Here is a 14,960-nt window from a genome sequence, read left to right as displayed (position 1 = left end):
AGTGTTTACTTTTTTGGGAATTGTATTGTAAAGATAGTGCCTGTTGGCATATTTGGTGTAACCGCAATGCTTCCTTTATGGCTTTGTACTATGCCGTGCACCACGCTAAGTCCCAATCCTGATCCCTCGCCAACGGGTTTGGTCGTAAAAAAAGGGTCGAAAATGTGCGCCATGGATTCTTCGGGGATGCCTGGGCCTTGATCTGCAATTTTTAGGACAACATTTTCTTTTTCGATTCCAAGGAAAACAAAAATGGTGCTTTTGGGCGGTGCAAAATAAATAGCATTTACAATCAGGTTGAAAATTACTTGGGTCAACTGGATTTTATCGATGCGCAACTCGATGGTGTCCTCGGAATGTTCAAATTTGCAAGAAACATCATTTTGGCGCAAAGTGGTTCGCAACATATTGATAGCTTCTTCCATAACCTCAACTACATTGATAACTTCTCGTGTTTCGGGCATTTCGCAGGCAAAGAACATCAGTTTTTTGACCACCTCCCTTGAAAATATGGTGTTGGTAATAATTTTGTCCAAATCTTTGAGCGCCTGTTCATCATTACTTATTCGCTCTTTTAAAAGCTCGGTAAAGCCCAAAATATTAGCCAGTGGGGTGTTGAGCTCGTGGGCGATACCCGCAGTAATTTCTCCCAAAATGCGTAGCCTGTCGGATTGCTCCACCTGTCTTCGGATATGTTCTTCCTTTTCTTTGATTTCCTTGCGTTCCAACAAATTGCCCACTTTTAGGCAGACATTGTCCAAGAGTTGCTGTTCCTCTTCCAAAAAATCCTTGAGCTGATATTTTGGGGAAGGGTATCCGACTTTTATCTCGCCCTTTGGTTTATTGAACACGGTTATGGCCGATATTAAAAAAACGTAGGTATCTCCTTTTTCTTCGGTTTTGATCAAATGCTCAGGAGTGGAAAGCTCCACATAGGTTTCCTTATCGAACTGCCAGGCGCGCTCCAAACATTGCACAATGCCGAGCAATGCGGTTTCCATATCATCGTAATCACAGTTGACGATGAGTGAAGTTACCTCGTACAGACAGGTAAGTTCCTTTATGCGTTCCTTGAGTTTTTGTTCGGCGGTGAGCATGTTGTTCTCCTTTGTAGCAAATTAGTGAATTCTTGGAACAAGTCTGTCATACGAAGCCGTCTACAAAAAACCCTTCCAAATCTAGGACTTGAAAGGGTTTAAATAGTAAAAAGATCTATATTTTGATTTAGTGGGAATTCAAGATACCTTTTACCTTATTATTTAAACAACATCGGTGCGAATTCCGATAGATAGATTCTCCAATTGGACCATGTATGTCCGCCGGTGCTTTCGCGATAGGTGTAGTCAAAATCATGTTTGTCCAGCTCATTTCGCATATCAACTACACTTTGGTACAAGAAATCGTCCGTTCCGCAAGCAATCCAATAAAGTTCAGGGTCGGCAGCTTTTAAGGCTTCTATTTGCTCACCTCTTTTAGAATGGTCCACCTCAATTCCAAAACGACTGAGATCGGCAAAGCCCATGCTCATCACACCTATATAATCGAACAGCTCGGGGTTTTCAAAAGAGGTGTTCATGGTCTGCAGGCCGCCCATGCTCAAGCCGGTCAAAGCACGATTTTCTTTGTTGGCTTTCACTCGAAAGTGTGATTCAATATAAGGGATTACGTCATTGACCAAACTTTTTTCAAACAACATATTTGCCATGCCTCCCGCAGGTTGTGTTGAAGGTTCCAATTTTGGACTTACCGTCAAAGCGGCGGCTTGGCCCGGATTACCATTGGTCATCACCACAATCATGGGTTTGGCTTTTCCTGAATTGATAAGATTGTCTAAGATATGGTTTGCAACGCCTAGGGTTGGCCATGCCTCTTCGTCTCCGCCTCCTCCGTGCAATAGGTACAGAACAGGATAGTCTTCACTGCTATCGGCATAGCCTGGTGGGGTGTAAACGTACATTCTACGGGTTAAGTCCAGGGTTGGGGACTCGTACCAAATTTTGTGAACTGAGCCTTTTGGTCCTGTTTTGGCCCAATAGAGTTCGGAGGCCTTCCCAGGAATGTACAGCACACTTTCTGTTCTAAATGCTCCGTCGCGTGCAACCAATAAATTGGCGGTGTCCAAGGTGTTAACTCCGTCTACCACAAAACTGTACCCGTAAAGCTCTGGTTCTAATGGACCAACCGTGGTGGACCAAATACCGTTTTCGTCCTTGGTCAGTGTTACGGTTTTTCGAGTCATCGCCATTCCCTCACCTATCATTGGCATCCAATTGCCCGATAAGACCACATTCTCCGCCTTTGGCGCCTTGATTCTAAAGGTTACCGTGTTGTCATCGGCAACTTCAGGAGAGACCAGTCGCTCCATTGAACCCACTTCTTGGCCGATGGCCGCCAAAGGCAAGGTTAGGGCCACCAGCATCAATTGAATGCTGAATCTACTCAGTTTGTTTAGTGTTTTTTTCATTCTGATTCTGTTTAGTTGTTTTTATGCATTACTGTCAACAAGTTGATTCTCAATGACCTTGAAACCTTACATACGTTATGGTTAACCCTTGAGAAAATCAAATTATCACTATGGATATGAGAACTAAGATATGATATTTTTCTTTATTGTTACAAAATGTAACAATAAAGATTTGAGATAAAAAATAAAGCCGTTTCTTAAGTGCGGCCAGTAATTGCATTATTAAGGAATGGGTTAAGTGAAAGAGAAAAGAGTAGTAAGCCGATCTATAACCTCTGTCATCAAATACATTTAACGGCTTCACTTTAAAAAGTGCGTCTCCAACTTTAAGGCCATCACAAATTACTTAAACCCTATTGTTTACAGCCCCGATTCTCTGGTTATGACAGGCCCCTATATATGGGAGGAGGCCACCATCCAAATATGAAACCTTATTTTAGCAAAGTATTTAATTGCCATACATGAAAAAACCTCTATTACTGCTTATGTGCATTTTTGCAGAGTGCGCTTTCGCTTTCCAAAACGATTTATCAGAAAAGATTCAGGAAGCCGACAGTCTATTAAAAGAGCAAGCCTACCAACTTTCAAAGGACCATTGGAAGGAAATAGTTGGTCTAACTACCCAAAACAAAGTAGAATACCATACCTATAGGAGCAAATTGCTGTTTTGTGAAGCAAGTTTATTTCAAGCCGATGGCAATTATAAAAGTGCGATCGAAAAATATCAAAACGCACTTCAACTGATCGACAGGGACACCGCTCCAAAAGATAACCAGTACCGATTGAATATTTATAACGGGCTGTACCATTCATTGGCGTATTCCGGCGATTGGCAAGCGGCACTGGAAAAAGGCACCGAGGGTCTGACCCTGATGGATTCCACCATAGAGAAAAAAAGTAGGGCCGATTATATCTATGATCTGGGATATATCAATGACCGACTTGACAATTTCACGGAAGCCATTGAGTTGTACCAACAATCCATTGAGCTGTACAAGACCTTTGAAGAAAGCAAGGATTTCGATTTGGGCCTGGCCTATAACAATTTGGCTACCGTTTATAGGCGGATCGGCTTTTTCTCCGAACGGTTGAAAAGTTTTGAACAGGCAAAAATACATTGGGAAAGAGACAGCGGCATTGACCCTACTTACCTCATTACCCTTTATGGAAATATGATGAAATTATATATCGAATATGGGGACACGGCCAAGGCCGAAAAACTGTTCGACGCCTTGAACAAAGTACCTGATGATGCCCTTCAAACCAGTGATGTCTTCAATAAATCAAGGCTGAATATGATGTATTGTACTTTTTCTGGGCAGTCCGTAAAAGCAAAAAAACAATTGGATGGATTCAGTGCTCTTTTTGCCACATCGAACCAAAAAGAAAAAGAACAGAACAGCCACTACTATTTGGCAGCATTGCTTGACTACGCAGATCATGCCATTCAAAACGGATGGGACGATAGGGCCTCGCAAACCCTAATCCAAACCCTGGACATTGCCAAAACTTATCAACAACCGTACTATGAAATGCTGGCCTATACCAAACAAACCAAACTGGCTACCCTTGAAAAGGAATATGCACGGGCAATCGATTTTTTGGACGAAGCTTTGGCCATAAATGACCAAGAACCGATAGGCCAGGTGAACGTGGTCAATATTTTGATCAAAAAAGGGACATTGCAAAGTAAACTGAACCATGTTTTGGAAGCACAAAGTACCATTGAAAGGGCTTTGTCTGTTTTGACCGAAGGTGAGGCCGACTCTCCGGAAGAGGTCACCATGGATATTTTTGAGCAAAGGCATAGTTCTTATTTTGTCATGGCACTCAAAGATGTGGCAGGCTTTTACAAGGAAACGTTCCTTCGGACCCAGGACAGAACGGATGCCCAACATGCCAAATATTTGTATGTAATGGCAGCGGAGGTTTTTGGGCTCTACTATCAGAACGGGGAATACAATGCCAGTTTGAATGACCTGAACAAAGAGATCAATGAAGGGATTTATGAGGTGCACACTACATTGTCCATCCCATTGTCCCCTACAATACTGGCAAAAATGGAAGCCAATAATTCGCAGGTATTGCGCAATGAATTTGAACGCAAATACTTTCGGTTTCTTTCTGTGGAAGAAAGTATGCTGGATAGGCGAAACCTTCTGCAATTCCAGTTAAAAAACACTGGGCAGGATAATGAAGCCCGAAAGGAGTTACGGGAGGCCATATCAAAATTGGATGCTGAGATCTACGACAAAGACCCTTTGCTGCAATCCTTTTACAACAAACAGATTAGCCTTCAAGATATCCAGGGCCACTTAACAGGGAATGAACTACTGGTAAAATATTTTTTGGGAAATGAACGCATTTTTGCCATGACCATTTCACAAGACAGTCTTCAGTTGTACCGCTTGGCGCAAACCGATTCATTAAAAACCAAGTTGACGGCATTTTACCAAAATCTGCAAAATCCACAGAAAAACACCCGGCCATTGGCACAGGAACTGTACCAAGAGTTGGTGGAACCCTTTCAAGATGAATTGGGCAAGTACAGGAACCTGACCATTATTCCCGATGATTTTTTGCACTATTTACCATTCGAAGTACTTGAAAATGGGGAAGAACCCCTGGTAAATTCGTATGGCATCCAATATGCTAATTCGTTGGCGTTATGGTATTTTTTAAAAGAAAACCCCCATCGACCCAAGGAGCATCAGGATCTGTTGGCAGCTTTTGCTCCTCAATACGAAACTGGCGACGATGGCATGACAATGAGGGGCGTTCGCTTCAGAGATATAAAAGGAGCCAAAAAGGAGGCTGAGAAGATTTCTGCGGCTCTTGATGGCGATTTGTTTTTGGACGATGAAGCTTCCGTTAAAAACTTTATGGATCATGCAAATAAGTATAAAATTTACCACTTGGCAATGCATGCGGTTTTAGATGAGGAAGAGCATACCCGATCGAGCCTGATTTTCCAAAACAACGATTTTTTTGATTTTTCCTCCTTATATGGCATGTATCTGCCCGCAGAACTGGTTGTGTTGAGTGCTTGCAATACCGGTGTGGGAAAATTGGCAGCAGGCGAAGGTTTTTTAAGCCTATCAAGGGCATTGACCTATTCCGGAGTGCGGTCCAGTGTGTATAGTTTATGGGAAGTGCCCGATAAGGAAACGTCCGAAATAATGGTTTCCTTTTACCACTATTTGGACGAGGGCAAAAATAAAGCAACCGCATTGGCCAAGGCAAAACAGGATTTTATTGAAAACAATCCGTTAAGATTGCACCCTTATTATTGGGCCGGATTTATAGTCAATGGCGATACGGCACCAATTGCCACTTCCCCAAAAAATTGGTCATGGTACATTGTTGCCGGAGTCCTTATGATTGGCGGAATTTTTTACTTTATACGTTTCAGAAGAAAGGGATCAGTCCAATTGTTTTAGTAATTTCCGGGCTTGATCGTTCAAATTGCTTTCTGAGGTAGCTACCTTTTTCAAAAAAGTTTTGGCTTGGTCCACTTCTTTCTGTTTTAGATGGGCCAGGCCCAAATACCAATTTGAGGCAATGGCGAAATCACTCCCGTTTAGGTCCCAACCATAACTTTCCAATGCCCGGATGCCTTCTTCTGTTCGGTTTTGGGCCAAAAGGCTCACACCCTTATAAAAAAGCAAATAGTCTTTGGGCTGTTTTTTGTAAAGACTGTCAAATGCCTTCGTGGCTTTGTCATAATTTCCCGCTTCATAAAATTCAAAGGCTGTTGTTTCACTGTTTTCAGTTTCGTCCCCTCCGCGTGTCACAAGGTTTATTACATTGGGGTAAACCTCAAAATTGTCAGTATATAAACCTCCATAATTGGGACCAGACCCATAAATAATGGAGCCGATACTGATCAAAAGGGCAATGGCCGCAGCATAAGGGATCCAACGGGTCTTCTTTTTGGTGTTGCGATCCAATTCTTGGAACCTTTTTTTCAAGGTGCTGTGTTTTTCATGCGCAATGGCACGCCTTACCTCCAATTCATGGTAAAACCCATCCCTTAGCTGGTCATCCTGTTCCAAAAGTTGCTCCAACCTCCCAAATTCTTCGTCTGAGAGCTTGTTGCCAAAATATTTTTCTGTGAGTTCATGCTTTTTCATACCGTTCTCTCGCTAATTCTTTCAACTGGGCCATGCACCTGTGCTTTTGGCTTTTCAATACATCTTTTGAAGCATATTGCAAAACTTCCTGAATTTCGTCCAAGGTCATTCCTTTGTAATAAAACAGTTCCAAAATCTGTTGGCACTTGTTGCCCAGTTGTTTCCATGACTTCCTCAAGACCTGCCGTTGTTCTTCCAATGCTTCGGTTTCAAACAACTGCATTTCTTCAGAGATGTGTATGACCTGCCCTTCGTGATATAGCTTTCTCGTTTTGTCCATGTGCTTGTAGATTTTAAACTTACCAATGGCAAACACATAGCTTTTTAGGGTGCTGGTCAACTTTTTGAGCTTTCCATTTTGTACGTTTTCGTATAAACTGATTATGGTTTCCTGATAAATATCCGCAATATCCTCTTCTTGGGCATTTAGTGTACGGGCAAACAAAAAAAATTCCTTTTTATAAGTGAGATAGACTTTGTCCAAAGTTTTTAAGTCGTTCCGTTTCAGCCTATCGACTAAATATTGATCTTTTATCATTTATACGCAATTAAGAAAAAAGTCAACATCCATTACATGTAAACTCTTTTGTAAAGAAAGTGATCTGGACTTTCTTGGGTCAAAAATAGCGGGCCATGGAGTTTACGTGCGGCAATACAAATCTCCGTGGCCCATGTACAAAGTACCTTACAAATATACCATAGAAATGGGAACAGTTCCTGCCATCCTGGTTCCCACAATGATCTTTCTTCAAGATTCTGCGCGAATGACGAAGTCAACACTTGATTTTGTGTGCCATTTGGAACATTCCAAGATTTTTTTTGGCTCGGGTGTTTACTTTTTGTTTCTCGCGGTATTAATAGGTGAAATCTTAATATAAACTTAATTCAAAATGAAGAAAACAGCATTGTTTATTGCCTTTATGGCAGGGGTATTGACCTCTGTCTGGGCCCAAGAGGAAACCAAAATTGGCACTTTTGTTGCCTACGGAAGCGAAATTGAAAATATTGGTATTGGGGCCAATGCCGAATTTCCCATTGCGGAGAACCTTACCATTTCCCCATCGCTCATCTATTATTTCCCCAAGGAAGAATTTGGAATCAAATGGAGTTGGTTTGAAGTGAACGGAAATGCCAATTACTATTTCGTGAACGAGGACAATATTGGTGTTTATGCACTTGGTGGCCTCAATTACAGCAGTATAAAAGTGTCCTACGATGAGAGTTTGGGGTTCGGTGGAAGCTCTTCAGCTTCAGACGGGGAGTTTGGCCTTAACCTCGGTGCTGGGGCCAATTTTAACATTGGAGGCAGTATTACCCCTTTTGCGGAACTAAAATATGTCATTATTGATGGTGGGCAATTGGTGGCCGGAGCAGGAGTGAAATTCAATCTGTAGTAATTGTTCCTTATCAAATAAATACTAATTGAAACCTTACAAAATGAAATCATATTATAAAACCATATCATATTCAGGTCTGCTTATTTTTTGCTTGGTGTTAATAATGTCCTGTTCCAAGGACGATGGAGTGGAAAGCAAACCACCGATGGAGGAATTATTGCCCCCAATTGCTCTGGATTGCGATTATTTTACCGAAGACCGCGTCATGCAGAACGATACTCTGCGCCCAGTGGATTATACAATAGGTTGCTGGGCCAATGTTCAGGGAAGTTTGAAAATAGAACCGGGAGTGGTCATTGAGTTTGAAAACCATGCGGGACTTTATGTCAATCTTGGCAACAAGGCTCTTGAAATCAAAGGAACTGAGGAGGAACCCATTGTTTTATCGGGCACTTCCAAGCAGAAAGGGTATTGGAGGGGTATTTTCTTTGCTGAGGCGCACAACCCAAACAACCTGATCGAGCATACCAAAATAGAATATGCAGGTTCGCAAGACCTTACTTCGTCTTCCCCGGTGTATGAAGGTACTTTGGCACTACGGGGAGTTTCGGGAACTACCCCGCAGGCACTTTCCCTAAACCATGTGGAGATAAGCAATGGAGGTAGTGTGGGCCTTGACTTTCACCGTATTGAAAAAAACGCCACTGTATCCGCTTCAAACCTTACCATTTCTGGAAATGAAGGTGTACCGGTAAAAATATCTGCGGAAATGGCCCATGTTTTTGACAATACATCTTCCTATTCAGGAAATGCCCTCGATTTTTTCAACATTACCACATCACACTATGAAATAGTGGAGCAAACCGTAAGCTGGCAAAAATTGGACGTTCCCTATCTGGTTGACGGCAGGGTGCACATCAAGCATAATGGCCATTTGACCATTGAAGCAGGAGCGGAAATACAGTTTAAGCCCGAAGCCTACTTACAGCCTTACGACGGTTCGACCGATGCTGGAAATGAACTTAGCCTGAAAATTCAGGGCACAGCGGATGAACCTGTCCTATTAAAGGCACATGACGGTGTTTCGTGGGGAGGTCTGTTGTTCGGCTTTACGCAGGAGGCCAATGTCATTTCGTATGCCATCATTGAAAACGCCAAAGGTGATTTCCCGATCGGAAACCATGAAAATACCGGGGCGATATACATGCATGCACGACCAATGTTGACCATGGAGAATACAATTTTTAGAAACCTGCAAAATTGTGCTTTCTATGGTTATGGCACCGATCCGTTTGAAAACCTAACGGTCAGTAACCTCATTTTTGACAACGTAGGTTCAGAATATTGCGCTCCATAATCAAGCAGAATACATACTAACGGCAAGCATCCCCTTTTGGACCGTTCCCCCGGCTTGCCTTTCGTTGTTTAATAACCTCTTATTGAATTTTCTATGAAATTTTTTAAACAAGTCAGTTTGTATGCCAAATTGATTGCTACTTGTCTTCTTCTATTTTCCTGTAACAAGGACGATGATGGGAACACAGGTGCCGATTCTTCCGTAACCATAGCCGATGGCCGTATTGCCTTTGAGGTTTCAGGCTACGAAGAAGCATCCATGGAGGGTGATGTGGTCTATTACCTGAATAACATTTACGACATCAAATACTTCCAAATATCCGATGATGGGGGGATTTCACAGGATAGTGGGATATGGCATATCCGGTTTGAACAGAATTCGAGTGAATCCATCGCTTTGCCCGAACCAGGAGAATATCCAATCGTTCAAGGTTTGGCAAACACCAATGATCTAACATCTTTTAATGCTACCATCTCGGTATGGACCGATGTAATGACTGAAGCAGGGACCACTTTTGGAGGGAACAACGGTGCCGTGAACGGCACGCTAAAAATAGTGAGCAACACCGATGATACCGTAAAGGGAACATTCAGTTTTGAAGCCTACTCGTCCGATGGACAAAAGATAACGGTGACCAAAGGTCAATTTGCAGCACCAAAATATGCATGGTGATTTGCTGGACAAAAAAACTAAAACATACAATGACATGAAATCGAACACATTACATAGCGCCATACTATTGGCCATTTGTACATGGTTTGGCGGCCATACCGTTTTTGCACAAAACATGGAAAAAGATGCCATTATCGGCACTTGGGAAACCGCGGGGACCATTATGGGGAGTAATGGCGAAGGTTGGGTGATGCCACATAAGCATTCTACACCCGATTGTGGCAAGGACCATACTGCATTTTTTCCGGATGGCACCGGTAAAGAAGTAAAATACAGTGCGGATTGTGAGCCCATCGAGCAACCTTTCCAATGGAAATTGAAAGGCTCAGCATTGATGCTCTCAAGAGAGGAAAGGAACATCACTTGGCACATATTGAGCTTGGAAGATGACCAATTGAAAGTTGGAATCCAAATCCGTCCAAACTCAGAACACAAAATGTATGTGGCCTATAACAAGCGACAGTAATAATCCATTAAAAAACAAAAAGCAATGAAGCAATTTCAATTATATCTTTTTGCACTATGTATATCTGGTGCAGTCCTTATTTCTGCCTGTACCCGGAGTGACGGGAATGGGTCGGGCGAATCCAACAACAAGAGCAACGAGCACATCTATCACATAGAGATAGCAAACGGAAAAACGTATCAAGGCAGTGTGCCAAAGACAACGGGAGGTGTATATTATCCAATTTCCTATGTTGAGCAGAGCGAGGAAATACAAGGTAAAATACTGACAGGAGTGTTAATGGATACAGGGAAATTCCAATTTGGGGTTGGAGTTGCACTGGATGCCGACAACAACCCAAGCCTTCAAGGAAGCGGCCCTGGACTGACATTTGGTGAGTGGGGTGCCGAGGATAAATATGGTCCCGTAGGCAGCGTTGGTATGACATTGGAAAACTATGAGGAGCACACCATCTCCTTATATGGGGAAGAAGCAACCGTGGCGTCGTACACCTTAACTTTTAATGGCACATTCAAATTGGGAACCGATGGTGAAGAGGTGAGCGTGACCGGCGAATTGGTGGTTGCTGCCCCTTAAGGTTAATATCACGATACAAATAAGATACAAACCACATTAAAATGAAAAATAAAGCAAAACATTTATTGAAAACCATTGTACATGCTACACTTTGCGCAGTGGTTGCCCTGAACGTGAGTTGTTCAGGAGAAGATGGTCTGGATGGGGCCATGGGGCCACAGGGTCCTGCTGGACCAGCCGGCCAGGATGGTCAAAACGGCCAAGATGGCGAAGACGGTCAAGATGGTCAAGATGGCAATGCCAATGTAATAGCTTCGGACTGGTTTCAATTGCGATATGACGATTTGAGCGGAGCCAATCCACCGACATGGGGCGCAATGATTATACAAAATGACGACATTCCTGAATTGGATCTAGAAAGTTTTGTGGAAGAGGGAGGTGCTCTCCTGGTCTATGCCAAAATATTTGAAGGCCCCCCTGAGGAAACCGATTATATCATTTTATCGACTCCCACTACTTATGGAAGTCTAACCTTTATTAGCGGTTTTCGAAATTTTGAATCTGAATTGGGTTTGGCAATCCAGGTTGAGGGGCCCGATGTATCATCTCTTGAGAATATACCCAACCTAACCTTTAGGTATGTATTGGTGCCGGCAAATACAGTACAGGCTTTCAATCTGGACAATGAAAATATCCCAGAAACTTTTGATGAGGCTGCCGCACTTTTTGGGTTCGGGGAATAGCATCCTTTAGGTTTATTGGGAGCATAAGTTTGTAAGTGGTAGAGAGATATTTTTGTAGCCAAACCCATAGGCAAAATGCCTATGGGTTTGGTTTTGTGGAACAACGCTAAGATATTTGGTCCATGGTATAAGTGTTGTGAGCCTATAAACCAGTAATTCAATTATTTGTGATTTTCATAAAATAAATAGATTACAAAACAACTATCTTTACTTCATATCAAGCACAGATGAGTGGGTATAACAAAAAATAAAAAGGGTTACATCCTGAATCAAAAGTTTTCACGGCGGACTTTCAATCACTTGGAGGTTCTAGAGCGGTTGCAGTAGCTTTACTCCATATCATTAAAAAAGGTGTTCTGAAAACATTGGCTCTGGGCATATGCGCAGAATATTTTGAGGTTATCCACACAGTTTCCTTTAAAATTGGTATACTTGACAGATGGATCACCGCGAAAAATAACTATAGAAAACGTAGTATCCAGTTAAAAAAAACCACACCAAAAACCTTGTTTTAACCAGTGGCATTTATTGAATATGCACCATCCAAAACATTAAGGAACTACGTACAATGTTATTGGTATCTCGATGATACTTACCAAGAACCGATAGTGGACGAGTTTTACCCCAATGGGTGTGTAAAAGTTGTATTCAGTGTTGAATTAAATGTTAATAGAATTGGAACTGACGGTGCGTTGAACAAAGAACCATGGACCGAGGTTATCGGGCAAATGACCAAACCCTACAGGCTTAAAGTCGATGGTATGGGCAAAACATTTTGTATACGGTTCTATGCCCACGGTTTTTCAAGATTTTCGAGCATTCCGCTTAACGAACTGAACGACCTAACCTTATCCTCTGATCATTTGTTCGCAAAAGATTTTAACGAATTCGTAGGAGATTGTCTAATCTATGGTAAAATTCAACGTTTAATTGAAGGCGTGGACGCTTTTCTGACATCAAAGCTATTTGAAAATGATTTTGGTTTAAAAGATGACGTTTCGGAGCATGCGGTCAAATTCGTCTTAAAAAACCATGTTGACCCCAATTGGGATGAATTGGTAAACCAATGTGGAATTAGCCATAGGTACCTCCAAAAAATATTTATGGAAAAAGTTGGGTTTAGCCCCAAGTTTTATCAAAGGGTGGTCAGGTTTCAAAAAGTTCTAAAACATTTTAGTCAAACCCCATATATCAACTTTACAGAAACGGCACATAAGTTCGGGTATTTTGACCAAGCACATTTCATAAAAGATTTCAAGCATTTTACCAATACAACGCCCTCTCTCTTTTTTCAAGAGAACCGCCCGATGAATAAATATTTTATTGACCACAAAGGGCGTTCGTTTTTTTACAATCCATTGTTTTCCGACTGAGGTAGTTTTACAACTCAATTTTTTAATTTAAATACGTTGTGTTATGAGAAACGCATTGGTCTTGCTTTTGTTTGTCTCCATCAGCATTAACTGCTTAGGGCAGAATTCTAAAAATTTAAACATCCTATTGATTACTGGGGTAGGAATAACAGGTTCGGACCACATGTACAGCGATTGGTCCCACCACCATTATAATGACCTCCTTGTGGACTACCTCAGTGATTTTGCCCAAGTAAGAATCACCAAGGACCTATCCGAGCTGAACAAAAAGAATTTGGAGCATTATGATGTAATAATCAATAATTCGCTTTTTCATGAACCTACAGAAGAACAATTTAATGCTTTTTATAAGTTTATAGAATCGGGGAAAAGCTATTTTGCCATTCATGCCGGTTTGGTTTCCTTCTTGAATTCGGACAACTACCTCAAAATGATGGGAGGCAAGTTCATCAACCATGATGACATTAAGACCTTTACTGTCAATACTTCGGATTATTGGTATGGATGGGAAAATGAAGATAACGGATACAAACATCCGATTGTAAAGGAATTGGGAGATTTTAAAACCTTGGACGAGCTATACTTGGTACAGTTCAACACGGATTCCCTAGAAGTTATTGCAAGAGCTGAATATCATCCCATAATGTGGACACGCAATTGGGGCAAGGGCAAAGTAATGTGCCTAACATTGGGCCACGGCGAATACTCACAAAAAAACGAAGGGTTCAAATCCCTTTTTACCAATGGGGTAAAATGGTTAACGGGGCAATTGGATTGATGTTGTAGACAGTCAAATCAAATGATTTTTTTTAAAAGCCCTTGAACTGTTTTTGTTTTAAATGAAGAATCGTACAGCAATGATAAAAATACCTGTATTGGCCAACGAGTGGAAAAAAACGAATCGCACTACAAAAGCTACAAAATCGAATATTTCAAAATAACTTATATATTACTAAACACAAAGCAAATATGGAACGAAGAAATTTTATAAAGTCGGCAGCAGCCCTCAGTACAACAACCATATTCCCCGTGTCGGCTTTTTCAATGATTGGTGCGGCCAAATATAAAATGGGGCTGCAACTCTATACCATCCATGATGCTATGGTGAAAGATACCATCGCTACATTGGCCGCCGTCAAAAAGATGGGCTATCAAGACTTTGAAACCTTTGGGTTCGACCATGAGAAAGGAACGTTTTATGGATATAAGTCTTCGGAATTCCGGAAAATAATGGACAATCTTCAACTTACCGCCTCTAGTGGGCACTTCGGGTTTTCCCCATATCTCAACCAATCTGAAGACAAACTGAAAAGGTTTGTTGACCAGTGTATAGATGGAGCCCACACATTAGGCATGAAGTATATAACATGGCCATGGCTGAATCCTGATCAAAGATCGATCGACCATTTCAAATTATTGGCCAAAAAACTTAATGTGATAGCCGAATGGGTCACTTCGGCCGGGCTTGGGTTCGCATACCACAATCATGGTTTTGAGTTTATGGACCACAATGGTGAAAACGGTTTCGACATTATACTCAACGAAACGGAGCCATCACTTGTTAAACTCGAAATGGACATGTATTGGGTGGTCCGATCCTCCAAGTATACTCCAAAAGAGCTGGTCAACAATCAACCTGGGCGATATGTAATGTGGCATATAAAAGACATGGATAAAGTCACCAAGGATTATACTGAGTTGGGCAATGGTTCCATTGATTACTCTCAAATACTTCCAGATCCAAAAGAATCTGGGCTCGAATTTTACTATTTGGAACAAGGTGGCAATTATGCCCATAGTCCCATGAAAAGCGTTGCTGATAGTGCCACTTTCTTTAAAAAGAAGTTACAAGCATATCTGTAATTGGAATTGCCCCCTGAATGAAAGAATAATAAAACG

At 41.7% G+C, this 14,960-nt stretch carries 14 protein-coding genes and 1 pseudogene; 11 read left to right on the top strand and 4 right to left on the bottom strand.

Features of this window, described 5'->3' with window-relative positions:
- Nucleotides 1-5: 5 nt before the first annotated feature.
- Entirely contained in the window at nucleotides 6-1,097 is a 1,092-nt protein-coding gene (locus GO009_RS01465) for a sensor histidine kinase (protein WP_163624364.1), read from the bottom strand.
- Nucleotides 1,098-1,255: 158 nt separating this feature from the next.
- On the bottom strand, nucleotides 1,256-2,464 hold the full coding sequence (locus tag GO009_RS01460) for an esterase (protein ID WP_163624363.1): 1,209 nt from the start codon (nucleotides 2,462-2,464) through the stop codon (nucleotides 1,256-1,258).
- A 461-nt stretch (nucleotides 2,465-2,925) separates the two neighbouring features.
- On the opposite strand from GO009_RS01460, the gene GO009_RS01455 reads away from it, so the two are divergent.
- Nucleotides 2,926-5,904 carry a CHAT domain-containing protein gene (locus GO009_RS01455; protein ID WP_163624459.1) on the top strand — a complete coding sequence of 993 codons (2,979 nt, stop codon included), beginning with the start codon at nucleotides 2,926-2,928 and terminating at the stop codon, nucleotides 5,902-5,904.
- Here GO009_RS01455 and GO009_RS01450 read toward each other — a convergent pair.
- Nucleotides 5,887-6,597 (bottom strand): tol-pal system YbgF family protein, encoded by a 711-nt coding sequence (locus GO009_RS01450; protein ID WP_163624362.1) that lies wholly within the window; start codon nucleotides 6,595-6,597, stop codon nucleotides 5,887-5,889. The two genes, GO009_RS01455 and GO009_RS01450, sit on opposite strands and share 18 nt — an antisense overlap.
- Nucleotides 6,584-7,135, bottom strand: coding sequence for an RNA polymerase sigma factor (locus GO009_RS01445; RefSeq protein ID WP_163624361.1), 552 nt, complete (start codon nucleotides 7,133-7,135; stop codon nucleotides 6,584-6,586). Before GO009_RS01445 ends, GO009_RS01450 begins: the two co-directional genes overlap by 14 nt.
- Before the next feature lie 352 nt (nucleotides 7,136-7,487).
- On the opposite strand from GO009_RS01445, the gene GO009_RS01440 reads away from it, so the two are divergent.
- From GO009_RS01440 to GO009_RS01400, 10 genes and pseudogenes are all read left to right on the top strand, one after another.
- Nucleotides 7,488-7,991, top strand: a complete 504-nt coding sequence (locus GO009_RS01440; protein WP_163624360.1) for an outer membrane protein — start codon at nucleotides 7,488-7,490, stop codon at nucleotides 7,989-7,991.
- A gap of 106 nt (nucleotides 7,992-8,097) precedes the next feature.
- Nucleotides 8,098-9,291: a hypothetical protein gene (locus GO009_RS01435; RefSeq protein WP_203532263.1), complete on the top strand. Its 1,194-nt coding sequence runs from the start codon at nucleotides 8,098-8,100 to the stop codon at nucleotides 9,289-9,291.
- Nucleotides 9,292-9,384: 93 nt separating this feature from the next.
- Nucleotides 9,385-9,963, top strand: coding sequence for a hypothetical protein (locus GO009_RS01430; protein WP_163624359.1), 579 nt, complete (start codon nucleotides 9,385-9,387; stop codon nucleotides 9,961-9,963).
- 34 nt (nucleotides 9,964-9,997) lie between these two features.
- The gene (locus GO009_RS01425) at nucleotides 9,998-10,429 is read left to right on the top strand and encodes a hypothetical protein (protein WP_163624358.1); all 432 of its coding nucleotides are present in this window, start codon (nucleotides 9,998-10,000) and stop codon (nucleotides 10,427-10,429) included.
- Nucleotides 10,430-10,453: 24 nt separating this feature from the next.
- A complete protein-coding gene (locus GO009_RS01420; RefSeq protein ID WP_163624357.1) occupies nucleotides 10,454-11,005 on the top strand; it encodes a hypothetical protein in 552 nt (183 codons plus the stop codon).
- Between the two features lie 41 nt (nucleotides 11,006-11,046).
- On the top strand, nucleotides 11,047-11,688 hold the full coding sequence (locus GO009_RS01415) for a collagen-like protein (protein ID WP_163624356.1): 642 nt from the start codon (nucleotides 11,047-11,049) through the stop codon (nucleotides 11,686-11,688).
- A gap of 387 nt (nucleotides 11,689-12,075) precedes the next feature.
- Nucleotides 12,076-12,174 (top strand): annotated as a pseudogene (locus tag GO009_RS17970) (DUF6088 family protein); the annotation flags it as partial.
- Between the two features lie 32 nt (nucleotides 12,175-12,206).
- Nucleotides 12,207-13,061 carry a helix-turn-helix domain-containing protein gene (locus tag GO009_RS17885; protein ID WP_163624355.1) on the top strand — a complete coding sequence of 285 codons (855 nt, stop codon included), beginning with the start codon at nucleotides 12,207-12,209 and terminating at the stop codon, nucleotides 13,059-13,061.
- Nucleotides 13,062-13,104: 43 nt separating this feature from the next.
- Entirely contained in the window at nucleotides 13,105-13,839 is a 735-nt protein-coding gene (locus tag GO009_RS01405; RefSeq protein WP_163624354.1) for a ThuA domain-containing protein, read from the top strand.
- Nucleotides 13,840-14,030: 191 nt separating this feature from the next.
- On the top strand, nucleotides 14,031-14,924 hold the full coding sequence (locus GO009_RS01400) for a sugar phosphate isomerase/epimerase (RefSeq protein WP_203532261.1): 894 nt from the start codon (nucleotides 14,031-14,033) through the stop codon (nucleotides 14,922-14,924).
- Nucleotides 14,925-14,960 lie beyond the last annotated feature (36 nt).

It is taken from the genome of Allomuricauda sp. TY007 (assembly GCF_010468565.1).
Taxonomy (GTDB): Bacteria; Bacteroidota; Bacteroidia; order Flavobacteriales; family Flavobacteriaceae; genus Flagellimonas.
Note: the sequence above shows the minus strand (reverse complement) of the source record. Positions and strands in the feature narration are given on the sequence as shown.

Bases quoted from the DNA above. Each gene is read 5' to 3' on its own strand.
- GO009_RS01465 (WP_163624364.1), bottom strand. From the start codon at position 1,097: ATGCTCACCGCCGAACAAAAACTCAAGGAACGCATAAAGGAACTTACC.
- GO009_RS01460 (WP_163624363.1), bottom strand. From the start codon at position 2,464: ATGAAAAAAACACTAAACAAACTGAGTAGATTCAGCATTCAATTGATG.
- GO009_RS01455 (WP_163624459.1), top strand. From the start codon at position 2,926: ATGAAAAAACCTCTATTACTGCTTATGTGCATTTTTGCAGAGTGCGCT.
- GO009_RS01450 (WP_163624362.1), bottom strand. From the start codon at position 6,597: ATGAAAAAGCATGAACTCACAGAAAAATATTTTGGCAACAAGCTCTCA.
- GO009_RS01445 (WP_163624361.1), bottom strand. From the start codon at position 7,135: ATGATAAAAGATCAATATTTAGTCGATAGGCTGAAACGGAACGACTTA.
- GO009_RS01440 (WP_163624360.1), top strand. From the start codon at position 7,488: ATGAAGAAAACAGCATTGTTTATTGCCTTTATGGCAGGGGTATTGACC.
- GO009_RS01435 (WP_203532263.1), top strand. From the start codon at position 8,098: ATGTCCTGTTCCAAGGACGATGGAGTGGAAAGCAAACCACCGATGGAG.
- GO009_RS01430 (WP_163624359.1), top strand. From the start codon at position 9,385: ATGAAATTTTTTAAACAAGTCAGTTTGTATGCCAAATTGATTGCTACT.
- GO009_RS01425 (WP_163624358.1), top strand. From the start codon at position 9,998: ATGAAATCGAACACATTACATAGCGCCATACTATTGGCCATTTGTACA.
- GO009_RS01420 (WP_163624357.1), top strand. From the start codon at position 10,454: ATGAAGCAATTTCAATTATATCTTTTTGCACTATGTATATCTGGTGCA.
- GO009_RS01415 (WP_163624356.1), top strand. From the start codon at position 11,047: ATGAAAAATAAAGCAAAACATTTATTGAAAACCATTGTACATGCTACA.
- GO009_RS01405 (WP_163624354.1), top strand. From the start codon at position 13,105: ATGAGAAACGCATTGGTCTTGCTTTTGTTTGTCTCCATCAGCATTAAC.
- GO009_RS01400 (WP_203532261.1), top strand. From the start codon at position 14,031: ATGGAACGAAGAAATTTTATAAAGTCGGCAGCAGCCCTCAGTACAACA.